We start from the raw sequence: 14,507 nt of genomic DNA, 5'->3' as shown, positions 1-14,507 counted from the left end.
CCGACCCCCCGGCCACCACAGCTCGAACCCGCCTTCGCACCCCGCCCGGGACCGCGAGCCGTCCCCCGCGAAACGGCCGGATCCCGCCCCTGCCGGAGCTCGGCGGATGAGGGGGCGGGTCGGGGCGCGGCGCGTCGCGGCGCCGAGGGTCACTTGATCAGTCGCGTGGACGGTCTTGCCGTCGTGCCTGGCTGTCGCGCCGGTGAGGAGGACGGCGTCGCCGCAGACCTTCGCCTCGTACGTGCGGGCATCCTCTCCCCGGGTCAGCGGGCGGCCGGCCAGCCGGGGGTCTCGTCGAACCAACGCGCCTTGTATGCCAGGCCCTTCAGATTCAGGGCCTCGGCCGGCTCCTGCTCGTCGCGGGTGAAGAACCGTACGTGGGTGGTGAAGTCCGTCCGCCAGTCGTTCGCCGTGTAGACGTACTCCACGCCCGTGGGAGCCACGGACAGGCTCTTGAACCCGGAGCGCGGAATGCCGGCCTCCTGTCGGTCCGGCGAGGTGGCGAACCCCTTGAAGTACGTGTCGGCGACGTCGTAGCCGAACTCCAGCGCGTCCAGGTCGAACTCGTAGGCGTCGAGGTCGGTCACGACGAGCAGCTTGCGTTCCCCCGGCACGGGGGTGAGGTCGTGGGGGCCTTCCTTCCACGTCGGGTACTCGGCCCTCAGCTGCCTCGACTCACGCATCTTGTAGTCGCGGTCCTTGCTGTAGGACAGCGGCTCGGCCGCGTCGCCCCGGTACCGGTAGCCCACCAGGCGCCCGTGGACCTTCCCGGAGGTCTCCGGCCACACGTCGGCTCCCGCCGCCCACAGCATGCGCTCGGTCTCGTCCCACACCAGGGCGTGCCCGGAGCGCAGTCCCGGCAGCTCCTGGACGGGGTGCTCGGCGATCCGGGTGCTGGTGTCGTAGACCCACACCCCGTCGTTCTCGTACGGGCCGCTGGTCACGATCGCGAGCCGGTCGTCGGGAAGCACCTCCAGGGAGTGCATGGAGGTGTTGTTGCAGGCGCCGAAGAGCAGTGCCTTCGAGGCGTAGTCGATCAGGACGGCGGCGCCGCCGATGATGGCGGCGACCTTCGCCCCTCCGGCCGCCCACTTGATCTCCGTGATCCCCTCGTACTCGCGCATCGAGTTGAGGACCGCGCTGCACTCGGCGCGCTCCTCGTCGGTCATGAGCGCCTCGGCGTCGCTGGGATCCCAGGTCCACACGGGGGTCGGATCCCCCTGCTCGTAGACGCGGATCTGCTTCGCGTCGCTCTCGCCGCGTACGCCGGTGATGAACATGCTCACGATGTCTCTCCCACGGTCGGTACGGCCGACATCGGCCGATCAGCAGCCAGCCGACCACCGGTCCCCGGCCCGTCAGGGGCGTGATCGTTTCTGCCGCGGGCAGGACCACCCGACCGGCGGAACACCAGGCTGATTCACGGGTGTTCCCCGTGTGTGGGTTCCGGGGCCTTCCGCTGGACTCTCCGCAGCGATCCCGCGAAGACCACGCCGGGTCTCCGACCGGCCCCCAAAACGATCTAAAGGCCGTACCGGATGTTTCCGATACGACCTCCGACCTGTGTAAACACAAGTCGGGACGACAGGATTTGAACCTGCGACCCCTTGACCCCCAGTCAAGTGCGCTACCAAGCTGCGCCACGTCCCGTTGTGCCGTTGAGCTGGGGTTTCCCCCGTCCCGGCGGCACATGCAGAACATTACCCCACGTAGAGGGGTGCGCATGCACGGGTTTCCGGCGGCAGGGAGGATGGCGGGGTGAACGCACGGGATCGGGACGGTGAGGGGCGGGCGCGCAGCGCGCGGCCCCGGGACGGGCTGGGGCGGCCGCTGGCGTACGGGGAGCCGGGCGTGGAGCGGCAGCCCGAGGGGGTCGTACGGACGCCGGCCGAGACGGTGGCCGAGGCGCAGCGGCTGCTGGACGCCGGGATGCCGTTCCACGCGCACGAGGTGTTCGAGGACGCCTGGAAGTCCGGGCCCGAGGCCGACGCCCCGCTGTGGCGGGCCCTCGCGCAGCTGGCGGTCGGGCTCACGCACGCCGCGCGCGGGAACGCCGTCGGCGGGGCCCGCCTGCTGCGCCGCGGCGCCGAAGCCCTTGCCCTGGCCGTGCCGGAGACGGCCTCCGCCCGGGGCGGGGGTCCGTACGGGATCGACGTACCGGGGCTGGTCCGGTGGGCCCGGGAGTTGGCCCTGCGGGTGGACGACGGGCCGGCGGTCGACGCGGCGGCCCGGGCTCCGCAGCTGGCGTTCCGGCCGGACCGGCAGGACCCCGCCTGAAGCGGCGGAGGGTGCGGCCGGTCCGGAGGGGGCCTACGCGGGCTCCAGGAGGTCCCAGCGGTTGCCGTAGAGGTCCTCGAAGACCGCCACCGAGCCGTACGCCTCGTGGCGCGGCTCCTCCAGGAAGCGGACGCCCTCCGCCGTCATCCGGGTGTGGTCCCGGGCGAAGTCGTCCGTGTAGAGGAAGAAGCCGACCCGGCCGCCCGTCTGGTCGCCGACGCGGGAGCTCTGGGCCTCGTCCTTGGCGCGGGCCAGCAGCAGCGCCGCCTCGGTGGCGCCCTCGGGGCGGACCACGACCCAGCGGGAGCCGTCCGGGCGCGCGGTGTCCTCGACGAGGGTGAAGCCGAGGGCGCGGGTGTAGAAGTCGATGGCCTCGTCGTAGTCGTGGACGACGATTGCGGTGAGCGCGATGTATGCGGGCATGGCACTCATTCTGCTGGTCCGGTCAGCAGGACCACCTCCAGGGTGCGCGGGCCGTGCACACCCTCCACCCGGTCGAGTTCGATGTCGCTGGTGGCGGAGGGACCGGAGATCCAGGTCAGCGGCCGCGTCGGGTCCAGCAGGGGCAGGGCCTGCGGGACCGAGTCCACCACCTGGTCCGGGACCCGGACCACGCAGACGTGGTGGTCCGGGATCAGGGTGATGCGCCGCCGCCCCTGCCCGGGGCCGCCGTCGAGGACGATCGTGCCGGTCTCGGCGATCGCCAGGGCGCAGCCGGTCACCACGCTGTCCACCGCGTCCAGTTCGTACGGGGTGGAAGCGGGACGGTCGTCGATGCGGGTCGCGTCCGCCGCCGCGAGCCAGTACGGGGGCAGGCCGGACGGGACGAGGACCGTCCGGGCGCCGCGCCCGGCCAGCAGCCGCGCGAGGAGCGGGGCGATCCCGGAGGCGTCGGTGCGGTGCACCTTCGCGCGGTACTCCGCGAGGTTCGCGGCGAGGAGGTCGGCCGTCCCGGCGGGGGTACGGGCCCCGTGGACCCGGAGGTAGTCCCGGGGGACGGCGGGGTCGGGGGCGCCGTCCGCCGTCGCGCGGCGGATCCGGCCCAGGATGCGGTCCCTGCTGCTCACGGCGTCCCTCCCCCGGTGCCCCGCTCCCGGTCCCACCAGTCCCGGAACGACTCGGCCGGGAGCTCCGGCAGCTCCCGGCTGTCCGTCCAGGCCCGCCCGGGCCCCGGCAGCCGGCGCGGCCGCAGCCGCCGGGCCCGGGCCAGCAGCCGCTCCCCCGCGCGCAGCGCGCCCGGGTGGTCCAGGAGCAGCCGGGCGGCCCGCATCGCGGCCCGCTCGGCGGTGTGCCCCCGCGCCGGCCGGATCCGTACGCGGACGCCCTCGCGGGTCACCGGGCCGCCCTGGGCCACCCGCTCGCGCAGGTGGACCAGGACCTCCGGGATGTCGATGGCGACCGGGCAGACCTCGTAGCAGGCTCCGCACAGGGTGGACGCGTACGGCAGCGAGGCGTCGATCTCGCTCCCGGTTCCCCGCAGTTGGGGGCTCAGGATGGCGCCGATCGGGCCGGGGTAGGCGGAGCCGTACGCGTGGCCGCCGGCGCGTTCGTAGACCGGGCAGACGTTGAGGCAGGCGGAGCAGCGGATGCAGCGCAGGGCCTGGCGGCCGACCGGGTCGGCGAGGGTGTCGGTGCGGCCGTTGTCGAGCAGGACGAGGTGGAAGGCGGAGGGGCCGTCTCCGGCAATGGTGCCGGTCCACATCGTCGTGTACGGGTTCATCCGCTCGGCCGTGGAGGAGCGCGGCAGCGTCTGGAGGAAGATCTCCAGGTCCCGGAAGGTGGGGACCACCTTCTCGATGCCCACCACCGAGATCAGGGTCTCGGGCAGCGTCAGGCACATGCGGCCGTTGCCCTCGGACTCGAAGACGACCATCGTGCCCGTCTCAGCGACCATGAAGTTGGCGCCGGAGACCCCGACCTTGGCGCGCAGGAACTTCTCGCGCAGGTGGAGGCGGGCGGCCTCGGCGAGCTCGCGCGGGTCGTCGCCGAGCCCGTCCGGGGCGGGGCGGCCCCAGTGGCCCATCTCCGCCGCGAAGACGTCCCGGATCTCGGCCCGGTTGCGGTGGATGGCCGGGACCAGGATGTGGGAGGGCCGGTCGTGGCCGAGCTGGACGATGAGCTCGGCCAGGTCCGTCTCGTACGCGGCGATCCCGGCCGCTTCGAGGGCCTCGTTGAGGCCGATCTCCTGGGTGGCCATGGACTTGACCTTGACCACTTCCCGCTCGCCCGTGGCCAGCACCAGCCCGGTGACGATCCGGTTGGCCTCGTCCGCGTCGGCCGCCCAGTGGACGGTGCCGCCCGCCGCCGTCACCGACTCCTCCAGTTGGAGCAGGTAGCGGTCCAGGTGGCGCAGGGTGTGGTCCTTGACGGCCTTGCCCGCCGCGCGCAGCCGGTCCCAGTCGGCCAGCTCGGCGACGGCCCGGGCCCGTTTGTCGCGGATCGTGTGGGTGGCGCGGCGGAGGTTGGCGCGCAGCACCCGGTCCCCGACGGCCTCGCGCGCCGCGTCGGGGAACGCCGGCATCCCCATGAACGTGCCCGTCATCGCAGCGGTTCCTCCTCCGTCGAGGCCAGGATCTCGGCGAGGTGCAGCGCCCGCATCGCGTCTCCCCGGCGGCGCAGGATCCCGTCGAGGTGGGCCAGGCAGGAGTTGTCCGCCCCGCACAGCACGTCCGCGCCCGTCCCCACCGCGTTGCCGATCTTGTCGGTGCCCATGGCCGCCGACACGTCCGGGTTCTTGACCGCGAAGGTGCCGCCGAAGCCGCAGCACTCCTCGGCGCCGGGCAGCTCGACCAGGTCCAGGCCCTCCACGGCGGCGAGCAGCCGCCGCGGGCGGTCCCCCAGCCCGAGCCCGCGCAGGCCGTGGCAGGAGGGGTGATAGGTGACGGTGTGCGGGAAGTACGCTCCCACGTCGGTCACCCCCAGGACGTCCACCAGGAACTCGGTCAGCTCGTAGACGCGCGGTACGAGGTCCTCGGCCAGCGCCGCCAGCCCGGAGCCCCGCCCCTCCTGCTCCGCCTGCCGGCCGATGCGCGGGTAGTGGGTGCGGACCATCGCGGCGCAGGAACCCGACGGGGTGACCACGTACGGGTGTCCCGCGAAGGCCTCGGCGGTGCGCCGCAGCAGCGGTTCGCTCTCGCGCCGGTAGCCGGTGTTGTACTGCGGCTGCCCGCAGCAGCTCTGGGCCGCCGGGAAGTCCACGCCGACGCCGAGCCGCTCCAGCAGGCGTACGACGGCGACGCCGGTCCGCGGGTACAGCGCGTCGTTGACGCAGGTGACGAACAGGGCGGCACGCATGACGGGCAGAATAGCGGCGTGAAGAAGTTCTCAGTGATCGGCATAGGCGCGGGCGACCCGGACCACCTGACCCTCCAGGCGGTCAAGGCGATCGGCGCGGCGGACGCATTCCTCATCCTGGAGAAGGGCGAGGAGAAGGCGGATCTGACCGGGCTGCGGCGCGCGATGCTCGACGCGCACGCCCGGCCCGGCCACCGGCTGGTGGAGGGCCGCGACCCGGACCGGGACCGGACCCCGGCCGAGTACGCCCCGACCGTGGACGGCTGGCGCAGCGCGCGGGCCGGGATCTTCGAGCGGTTCGTCGCCGAGGACCTGGCGGACGGCGAGACCGGCGCGTTCCTGGTCTGGGGCGACCCCTCGCTGTACGACTCCACCCTCGCCATCCTCGACGAGGTGCTGGAGCGGGGCCGGGTGGCGTTCGAGCACGAGGTCGTGCCCGGCATCAGCAGCGTCTCCGCGCTGCTGGCCCGGCACCGGACCAACCTGAACCGGGTCGGCCGGCCGGTCCAGATCACCACCGGGCGGCGGCTGGCCGAGGGCTGGCCGCAGGACGTGGACGACGTCGTGGTGATGCTGGACGCGCGGCACGCCTTCACGGCCCACCTCGACCAGGACCTCTTCATCTACTGGGGTGCCTACGTCGGCACCCCGGACGAGATCCTGGTCTCGGGGAAGCTGGCGGAGGTCGCCGGCCGGATCGAGGAACTCCGGACCGAGGCCCGCGCCCGCAAGGGCTGGATCATGGACACGTACCTGCTGCGGCGCGGCTGAGGACCGCCTAGAGGCAGGCCGGGAGCCCGGCGGCGAGGCGCTCGTACTCCTCGGGCCGGTTGTAGACCTGCCCGCAGACGCGGATGCCGCCGCCGCCCGGCCACGGCCAGACCAGCACCCGGATGCCCAGGTCCGCCGCGATCCGCTCGCGCAGGGCGCTCGCTTCCGGATAGGTCTCGGCGGTGCCGGGCGGCAGCCGCAGGGCGCGCATGGCGAGCCCCTCGGTGTACGGGAGCGGGGTGAGCCCGGGGATCTCGGCGAGCAGGGCCGCGCCGTGGGCGGCGAGGGCGGCGTTGTGGGCCCGTACCTTCGCGGCGTCGAGCCGGTCGAGGAGGTCCAGGCCCTCGGGGGCGGCGAGCCAGCCGGTGTAGTCGGCGGTGGCCCGGTTCTCGACGGAGCGGGGGAACCCGTGCGCGTCCTCCCAGGAGGGGACCAGCGCCCGGACCCGGCCGCGGTGCGCGGGGGCGACGGCGAGGACGGCGCTGCCGGAGGGGGCGTACCCCCATTTGTGCAGGTTGCCGAACCAGAAGTCGGCGCCTCCGGCGAGCGGGTCCGCGATCATGCCGGGGGCGTGCGCCCCGTCCACGAGGGTGGTGATCCCGCGGGCGGCGAGGTCGGCGAGCAGCCGGGGCGAGGCGATGAGCCGGGCGGTGGGCGAGCTGATGTGGTCGAGCACCACCGCCCTGGTACGGGGCGTCAGCCCGGCCAGCACGGTTTCGCGTACGGCGTCCTCGTCGGGCAGGTACGGGTCCAGGGCGACCGTGGTGATGGGGGCCCGGCGGGCGGCGGCCGCGACGACGGTGCCGTAGCCGTGGTCGGTGACCAGGATCTCGTCGCCTTCGGCGAAGGGGACGGCGTCGAGCGCGAGGTTGGCGCCCTCGGTGGCGTTGGCGATGAAGGCGATGCCGTCGGGGTCGGCGCCGAGGTGCCGGGCGACGCGGGCGCGGGCTGCGGCGATCCGGTCGGGGGCGTCGATGAAGAAGGCGTCGGGATCGGCGTGCGCCTCCTCGCGCAAGGCGGCCTGGGCTTCTTGTACGGGCACCGGCACGGCGCCGAACGACCCGTGGTTCAGGTGGGAGACGGCGGGATCGAGCCGGAACAGGGCCCTCCCGCCGGGGAACTCGGCGGGGAGCCCGTTGGGGAGCCCCGTGGGGCGTATCGGCATCGGCTGGTTCATGGGACCTCCGGGGTGCGGCGCGGCAGTCCCCCGCATCATCGCTCCTCGCGCCGCCCCGGCCCAGTGGCCCCCCGGCCAACCCGATCAACCCGATCAACCCGGCCGACCGGCCGACCGGCCGTGCGGGTCCCGCCGGGGTCAGGGTCCGATCTCGAACTGCGGTGGCTTCAGGCCGCTGAGGCATGCGGTCTTCGGCGCGGCCGGGTCGTCGAAGAACGAGACGGCGATCTCCTGGGCGCACTTCGAGGTGGCGATCACCACGTGCGGCTGGTAGGGGACCGTGACGACCTTGGCCTTGCTCAGCGTACGGGCGACGTACGGCCCGTTGTCCGCCCCGGTCTGGGAGTCGAAGCCGCCCGACAGGGCGAGGGTCGGGATGTCTCCGCTCGTGGCGTCCCGGATCGAGGGCGCCGCCGCGGGGACGTCCCAGACGGCGCAGTCCGGACGGAGGAAGGCCAGCTGCGGAGCCTGGGCCTGTACCGAGCGGGGGAAGGCCGGGAAGGTTTCCTGCCCGCCCTTGAGGGCTTCGGCCTGGCTCTCGTACGGCGTCCACTCGCTGCAGAAGACGCCGTAGACGAGCCCGTGCGCGACCCTTCCGACGGCCTGCGGGCCGAGCTTGCCGCCCGCCCACTGCTGGGCGATGCGCTGCGGCTTGCCGTGCGCCAGTTCGTCGAGGGCGCGGGGTACCTGGGGCGCGACGTGGGTGGCGGAGGTCATCCAGTTCACCAGTGCTCCGCCGTCCAGTACGACCTTCACCGGCTTGTCGCTGCCGGGGAGCGTGACGGTGGTGGTGACCGGTTTGGCCTCGAGTTGGCGGACGAGCCGGTCGAAGGTGGCCGACAGGTTCGGATAGCGCTTGTTGCAGGCCGGCTGGGCCGCGCAGGCCTTGAACAGGCCGTCGAATCCCTGCCGGGCGCTGCTCCAGGTCGCCGCCGAGCCGGACCTGGAGGGCGGCAGTATGCCGTCGAGGCCCACCGAGCGCAGCCCCTCGGGGTGCAGGCGCATGTAAACCAGCGCCAGGTGGGTGCCGTAGGAGATCCCGAACAGGTTCCACTGCTTGACGCCCAGCGCGGCGCGCAGGTCCTCGTAGTCGGCGGCGCTCTCGGTGTCGTTGTAGGCGGCGAGGTCGATCCCGCGGGCCGCCAACCGGTCGCGGCAGGCCTTCGTGGCCTCGACGTGCAGGCGTTCGGTGGACGGGGCGTCGGAGACGAGGCCGACGGCGCGTGCGTTGAACTCGTCGATGTTGGGGCACAGGAGCGTCGGGTCGGCCGAGTACGTACCGCGCTGGGACATCAGGACCACGTCACGGTCGCGGTTCAGGCCGCCGTCGATCGCCATCTTCGCCTCCCCCACGGCGTCGTCGCCGGGTCCGCCGGCGAGCCACACGATGGGGTCGGGCTTCGGCTTGTCGGTCGCGGCGGGCACGATCGCGACACCGAGTCTGATCGTCCGGCCACCCGGTTCGGCCCGGTTCTCGGGCACGGTGAGCGTTCCGCAGCGGGCCTTCTTGAGCACCTCGATCGGTTCCGGCGTCTTCGGGCAGGGGCCCGGTTCGAAGCGGGCGTCGCCCACCGTCCGGGCGGCCGTGCCGATCGGCGCTCGGGGGCCGGTACTGGTGTCGGTGCGGGGCCGCGCCTGCGCGGGCGCCACGAGCAGACCGGTGAAGAGGAGGCCGGTCGCCATGCCGGCCGACGCGGCGCGGAGTCGTCGTGCGGTGCGGCGGCGACGGGACGCTTGGTCGCGTGTCATCTGGCCTCCCGGTCACTTCGGGACGATCGTGAACGGCTGGGGCTCCAGCCCGTCCGCGCAAGCGGTGTCGGGCGCGGCCGGGCGGGCGAGGAACGAGGCCAGCACGCGCTGCGCGCACGGCGACTGCGGGACCACCCAGTGGCCGATTCCGGGGACCTGGACGGCGGTCGAGCGGGACAGGTCGCGGGCCACGTCCTTCGCCCAACTCGCCCCGGTCTTCACGTCGAACGTGCCGGAGACGAGCAGCGCCGGCACCGGGCCGACCGTGGCAACCCGCTGGACGGACGCGCGGTCCGCGACGTCCAGATCCGGCACGCCGGGTCCTGGAAGGGAAGTTGCGGCGCCTGGGCCAAGGCCGTGTCCGGCCAGCCGTGGAAGGCCTTGCGGCCCGCCTTCAGCACGTCGGATTCCGAGTGGTCCGGCGCCCACTCGGCGCACGCCACCGAGTTCGTCAGGCCGTGCGCGAACACGCCGGGGTTCTGGACCGAACCGGCCGCGCGGGCCTGCGCGAAGCGCCGCGGGTTTCCGCGGGCGAGCTCGTCGAGCGCCGCCGGGACGTCCTTGGCCGGGGGCCGCGTCGATACGGTGCTTCGCCATGTGCTCCCGTTCCTGTGCCGACATCCGCTGCCGCCCGTCCGGGCACGCCGCAGCGGGTTGGTGGAACGCACCTCTTCGACGGTACCGGCTGGCACGAAACGGCGCATACGGTGAGAAACGGGCTGGTGGCGCCCTAGTCGCGCCCGCTGGTGACCGCGTAGTACTGCAGGTCCTGGACCTGCACCGTGCGGTCCGCCGCGTAGGGCAGTTTCACCTCCGCGGCGGCCTTCCCGTCGCGGACCACCGCCGCCGAGCTGGTGCCCGGGCGCAGCGGGAGCAGTTCGGAGTGGAGGCCGGCCGGGGCCTCGTGGGTGTCCTCGGCCGCGCCGACCAGCGTACGGACGGTCGCCGGGGCCGTGAGGAAGCTGAGCACCTCCACCGTGTCGCGGGACGCGGCGCTGCCCTTGCGCAAGGACATCACCAGCGACTGGGCGCCGGTGGGATCCGCGCCGGCGAACTGGGTGCGGGCGCAGACGTACAGCGTGTCGCGGACGATCTTCGGCCAGCTGCCCGTCTTGAACTTGGTCAGGTAGTACGAGGAGAGGTCCAGGTAGGCGTACCCGTTGTGCAGCGAGGGCGCGAACTGGCTGCCCTCGGAGTAGTCGTTCCAGGTCGTGAGCTGCACCCAGTCGGCGCCGTCGTCGATGGCGTGCGTCCAGGTGGAGCGCAGGGTGGCGGTGTTGCCGGCCTCGTCGTAGACGCCCTGGTTGGGGCGGGCGTCCTGGACCGACACGGGCTGCATCCAGATCTTGCCCATGCCGTGGGCCCGCTGCACGTCGCGGGTGGCGCTGTCCTGGCCGACGTAGCTGCGGCTGCCCCATTCGGAGAAGCCGTGACTGATCGGCGCGAACCGTGCGTTGTTGGCGTCGAAGTCGAGGAACGTCGGGACGAAGGCGGTGCGGATGCCGTGCCGGGTCCGCAGGAGGTCGAGGACCTGCGTCCACCAGGCGACGCTCTTGGCCTCGGCCTTGAAGGGGGAGACGACGAGCCGGCCGTCGCCGAGGCGGTGTGCGGCGGGGGCCTTGCCCAGGGCCGCGACGGCGTCGGCGAGCACGCCGGGGTCGTCGGTGTTCAGCGAGGTCATGTCCGGCATCAGCATGATCTTGAAGGCGGGGTCGACGGAGTGGGCGGCCTCCATCAGGAGTTGGGCGCGGTCCCGGTTCTGCCCGGACAGGGAGAGCATGTCGAGGGTGAACCCGTCGAGGCCCGCAGCGCGGGCGGTGCGCACCTCCTGCTCCAGGTTGGCGAGCCCAGTTGCCGCTGCGGGGCCGGACGGGCAGCGGCCGGTCGCGCAGCAGGCCTCCGTACCGCTCGTGCTTGCCGTTCTCCCCGGCCGGGTTCAGGTAGTTGCGGGTGTAGTAGTCGGCGTCGGCGCTCGCGTTGTCCAGCGAGAGGGGGTACGGGGTGAAGTAGTGCGCGAACACCAGCTTCCTGCCCGCGCCGCCGGTGCGCAGGGCGGCCGGCGAGGGCAGGTCGAACGGCAGGGCGCCGGCGGGCCGCCCGCCTGCGGCGTCCCCGGCGCCCGGGGCCCCGCCCGTGCCCTGGCCCGCACCGCCCGGGCTCGCGCCGGGTGCGGTCGGGGTCCGGCCGGTGGCGCCGGGTGCCGGGTCCCCCGTGCCCGCGTCGGGCCCGGCGGGCCAGGGCGTCCCGATCGCGGGGGCGGACGCGGCCTCTTGGCGGGCGTCGGCCGTGAACGGGTCCCAGGCGATGCCGGCGGCGGTGCAGACGCCGACGAGCAGGAAGGCGGCGGCGAGCAGAGTCAGCAGCGGCCGGCCCCGGAAGCCCGGACGGCGGCGGTGTGAACTCATCGTGGGTGCCCTCCCCTGCACGGCGCCCCGGGTACGGGGATGCAGAGCAGTACAGCCGATCGGCGGCTCCCGGACAACCGTCAGGAGCGGGGGGCCGCGATGTCCACGTTCTCCAGGATCCCGAGGGCGTCGGGGACGAGGACGGCCGCCGAGTAGTAGGCGCTGACCAGGTAGGACATGATCGAGCGCTGGTCGATGCCCATGTAGCGGACGTTCAGGCCGGGTTCGTACTCCTCGGGGATCGCGGTCGGGCGCAGGCCGATGACGCCCTCCTGGTCCTCCCCGGTGCGCAGCGCGAGGATCGAGCTGGTGTGGCCGCCGACGACCGGGATCTTGCCGCAGGGCAGCAGCGGGATGCCGCGCCAGGCGGGCACGGACTTCCCCTGCACCTCGACGTTGTCGAGGGTCAGCCCGCGCTTGTTGCACTCGCGGAAGAAGGCGGCGATGGCCTTGGGGTGGGCGAGCAGCACCTTCGTGCCGCGGCGCATGGTGACGAGCTCGTCGAGGTCGTCGGGGGTCGGCGGCCCGGACCAGGTGTTGACGCGCTGGTCGTACGCGGCGTTGTGGAGCAGCCCGAACTCCCGGTTGTTGAGCAGTTCCCACTCCTGGCGCTCACGCAACGCCTCGACGGTCAGCCGCAGTTGCTGCTCGAACTGGTTCATCGGGTCGTTGTAGAGGTCGGCGACGCGCGTGTGGACCTGCAGGACGGTCTGGGCGAGGGAGAGTTCGTACTCGCGCGGGCTGAGGTCGTAGTCCACGAAGGTGGCGGGGAGCAGGGCCTCGCCCGCGTGGCCCGAGGCGAGCTCGATGTCGGCCTCGCCGCGCCGGTTGACCGGGCGGCGGCCGTTCTCCACGTACTGCTCGAGGTGGGTGCGCAGGGCGGCGGAGCGCTCCAGGACCTCCTGGAAGGCGCGCCAGCGCAGCACCATCACGGTGCCGGCGGTCGCGGCCCGTACGGAGTAGTCCCAGCGCGGTTCGGGACGGCCGAGGGCGTCGTCGCCGAGCTGGTCGCCGTCGGCGACGACCCCGAGGACGTCCGTCGCCCCGTACTTGCCCTGGGCCCGCTTCTCCAGGCGGCCGTGGGCGATGATGAAGACCTCCTCCACGGGCGCGCCCTCCTCGACGAGGGTGTCGCCGGCGCGCAGGTCGCGTGTGACGAAGCGCACGGCGAGGTCCTCGAAGACCTCCTGGTCCGGGAAGCCCTTGAGGGTGGGGAGTTCGCTCAGGGTGGGCGCGAGGATCCGCACGTCGTCGGCGCCGGTCTGGACGAAGGAGACCCTGCCCCGGCCCACGGCGTGGCTCAGGCGCCGGTTGACGCGGTAGGTGCCGGCGCTGACGTCGACCCAGGGCAGGACGCGCGTCAGCCAGCGGGAGCTGATGCCCTGCATCTGGGGGACGGACTTGGTGGTGGTCGCGAGGTTGCGGGCGGCCGCGGTGCTGAGGGCGGCCTGCCGGGCCGCCGCTTCGGCCTCGGGGGTGGGGGCTTCGGGGGTGGTCATGCCGTGGTCCCTCCGTGCGTCGGGCCGGGTGTGCGGGTGCTGTCGGGGGCCGTGGCCCGGCCCGCCGGGTTGTAGCGGGCGGTGGTGCGGTGCCATTCGAGGTTTCCGCCGAGCCAGGCCCACACGTCGGCCAGGAAGCGGACCAGCGGCGGGAATCCGGCCGCGGCGAGGAGGGCGGACTCCTCCTCGAAGGCGTGGACGAGCTCGTCGTGGAGGTCGGCGGAGCGGCGCACCGCCTCGGCGCGCGAGCAGCCCTCCTCGGCCTCGATCAGGGCGGGCAGGTTGTAGTTGACGGCGGCGCTCTCGTCCTCGCGGTGCATGGAGTAGAGGTCGTTGACGATGACGCTGGCGGACGCCGCCTTGAGGACCGCGCCCCGCACGCGCGGGTCGGCGTACGCCTCGACCGGGAGCTCGTAGCCGCCCGCCGGGTCGAGCATCACCATGGTGGGCATGAAGCTGTTGTCCTGGCGGACGGCGAGGAACTCCCAGACGGGCGGGGTGCGTCCGGAGACCCGCCAGCCCGCCTCGGCGGTGTATCCGGAGAACAGCGCGGCCATCTCGTGCCGGTAGCGGGTGAGCTGGGAGCGGGTGGCGTACCGGGACAGGTGCTCGCTGCTGGAGCGCAGCGCGACGAGGACCGGGTCGGCGCACATGGCCTGCTCCAGCAGGGGCGCGTAGGCGGCCGGGAGGTGGGCGGGGTCGATGGCGGCCAGGGCCTGGGACAGGTGGGTGGCGATCCGGAGGGGGACGGCGCCGGCACTCTCGTCGTCGCAGTAGTAGTCGTCGGTGGCCCACTGGGCGAGGGTGCACTTGGCGGGGGCGAGCAGCCGGTCCGGGTCCTCGACGTGGGCGTACGTGAGCATGGTGTACCGGCCCATCGCGAGCGCCCGCACGTCGGCCGGCCGGCCGGCGTAGAGCCCGGTCTCCTCGGCCCAGGCGGCGAGCCGGTCCTCGACCGCCTCCGCGAGGGCCGGGTCGTCGCGCTGCGGGGGCGGGCAGTACAGCTCGGGAACGGCGGGATTGCCGCGGGAGCCGCCGGGCGCCGCGGGGCCCGCCGATGGAGCGGCCGACGGGGTGGCCGATGGGCTGTCCGGGACGGATGCGGGGCTCGGAGCGGGTACGGCCGCCGGGGCCGGGGCCGGGAGGGCGGGCCGGATCCGCAGGGTGCTGGTGCCGGGTCCGCCCGGACCCCCGCGCAGCCGGGCCAGCAGCGCCGCACGGGACGGGACGGGCGGGGCCGGCGGAACGGAAGGGTCGGGACCGCGGGACAGGTCGGACAGGTCGGACGGGTAGGGCGGGTGCGGCGGGGGGGGGGGGGGGGGGGGGGGGGGGGGG

The 14,507-nt window shown here is 73.7% G+C and carries 13 protein-coding genes and 1 tRNA gene; 2 read left to right on the top strand and 12 right to left on the bottom strand.

The features are described from left to right. Positions 1 to 263 precede the first annotated feature (263 nt). Positions 264 to 1,280 carry a DUF6528 family protein gene (locus IF02_RS0126295; RefSeq protein WP_030161086.1) on the bottom strand — a complete coding sequence of 339 codons (1,017 nt, stop codon included), beginning with the start codon at positions 1,278 to 1,280 and terminating at the stop codon, positions 264 to 266. A 296-nt stretch (positions 1,281 to 1,576) separates the two neighbouring features. Further along, a tRNA-Pro gene (locus IF02_RS0126290) sits at positions 1,577 to 1,650 on the bottom strand. A gap of 108 nt (positions 1,651 to 1,758) precedes the next feature. Here IF02_RS0126290 and IF02_RS0126285 point away from each other — a divergent pair. Then, entirely contained in the window at positions 1,759 to 2,277 is a 519-nt protein-coding gene (locus IF02_RS0126285) for a DUF309 domain-containing protein (protein WP_030161085.1), read from the top strand. A 33-nt stretch (positions 2,278 to 2,310) separates the two neighbouring features. Here IF02_RS0126285 and IF02_RS0126280 read toward each other — a convergent pair whose 3' ends face one another. Genes IF02_RS0126280 through IF02_RS0126265 form a run of 4 tightly spaced genes read right to left on the bottom strand, consistent with a single transcriptional unit; the run spans position 2,311 to position 5,571 of the window. Beyond that, positions 2,311 to 2,700, bottom strand: coding sequence for a VOC family protein (locus tag IF02_RS0126280; protein ID WP_030161083.1), 390 nt, complete (start codon positions 2,698 to 2,700; stop codon positions 2,311 to 2,313). 5 nt (positions 2,701 to 2,705) lie between these two features. Continuing rightward, the gene (locus tag IF02_RS0126275) at positions 2,706 to 3,344 is read right to left on the bottom strand and encodes a LutC/YkgG family protein (RefSeq protein ID WP_030161081.1); all 639 of its coding nucleotides are present in this window, start codon (positions 3,342 to 3,344) and stop codon (positions 2,706 to 2,708) included. Further along, positions 3,341 to 4,819, bottom strand: a complete 1,479-nt coding sequence (locus IF02_RS0126270) for a lactate utilization protein B (RefSeq protein WP_030161079.1) — start codon at positions 4,817 to 4,819, stop codon at positions 3,341 to 3,343. The genes IF02_RS0126275 and IF02_RS0126270 overlap by 4 nt, the downstream gene beginning before the upstream one ends. Continuing rightward, complete coding sequence (locus IF02_RS0126265) at positions 4,816 to 5,571, bottom strand: (Fe-S)-binding protein (protein WP_030161076.1); 756 nt, start codon at positions 5,569 to 5,571, stop codon at positions 4,816 to 4,818. Before IF02_RS0126265 ends, IF02_RS0126270 begins: the two co-directional genes overlap by 4 nt. Positions 5,572 to 5,589: 18 nt before the next feature. Here IF02_RS0126265 and cobF point away from each other — a divergent pair, with 18 nt between their 5' ends. After that, complete coding sequence (cobF, locus tag IF02_RS0126260; RefSeq protein ID WP_030161073.1) at positions 5,590 to 6,342, top strand: precorrin-6A synthase (deacetylating); 753 nt, start codon at positions 5,590 to 5,592, stop codon at positions 6,340 to 6,342. 7 nt (positions 6,343 to 6,349) lie between these two features. Here cobF and IF02_RS0126255 read toward each other — a convergent pair whose 3' ends face one another. The 6 genes from IF02_RS0126255 to IF02_RS34960 all read right to left on the bottom strand — a co-directional run. Further along, on the bottom strand, positions 6,350 to 7,519 hold the full coding sequence (locus IF02_RS0126255; protein ID WP_030161071.1) for an aminotransferase class V-fold PLP-dependent enzyme: 1,170 nt from the start codon (positions 7,517 to 7,519) through the stop codon (positions 6,350 to 6,352). Positions 7,520 to 7,657: 138 nt separating this feature from the next. After that, on the bottom strand, positions 7,658 to 9,202 hold the full coding sequence (locus IF02_RS0126250) for an alpha/beta fold hydrolase (protein ID WP_051696560.1): 1,545 nt from the start codon (positions 9,200 to 9,202) through the stop codon (positions 7,658 to 7,660). Positions 9,203 to 9,280: 78 nt separating this feature from the next. Beyond that, the gene (locus IF02_RS36145) at positions 9,281 to 9,583 is read right to left on the bottom strand and encodes an alpha/beta hydrolase (protein ID WP_324603787.1); all 303 of its coding nucleotides are present in this window, start codon (positions 9,581 to 9,583) and stop codon (positions 9,281 to 9,283) included. Positions 9,584 to 9,998: 415 nt separating this feature from the next. Further along, positions 9,999 to 11,093, bottom strand: a complete 1,095-nt coding sequence (locus IF02_RS32725; protein WP_051696559.1) for a glycoside hydrolase family 71 protein — start codon at positions 11,091 to 11,093, stop codon at positions 9,999 to 10,001. 660 nt (positions 11,094 to 11,753) lie between these two features. Further along, positions 11,754 to 13,172: a family 2B encapsulin nanocompartment shell protein gene (locus tag IF02_RS0126235; protein ID WP_030161067.1), complete on the bottom strand. Its 1,419-nt coding sequence runs from the start codon at positions 13,170 to 13,172 to the stop codon at positions 11,754 to 11,756. After that, a partial coding sequence (locus IF02_RS34960) for a family 2 encapsulin nanocompartment cargo protein terpene cyclase (protein ID WP_324603786.1) occupies positions 13,169 to 14,507 on the bottom strand: 1,339 nt, incomplete at its 5' end. The genes IF02_RS34960 and IF02_RS0126235, both read right to left, overlap by 4 nt.

It is taken from the genome of Streptomyces sp. NRRL S-244 (assembly GCF_000717915.1).
GTDB lineage: Bacteria > Actinomycetota > Actinomycetes > Streptomycetales > Streptomycetaceae > Streptomyces.
This window is presented reverse-complemented; position numbering and strand designations above follow the sequence as displayed.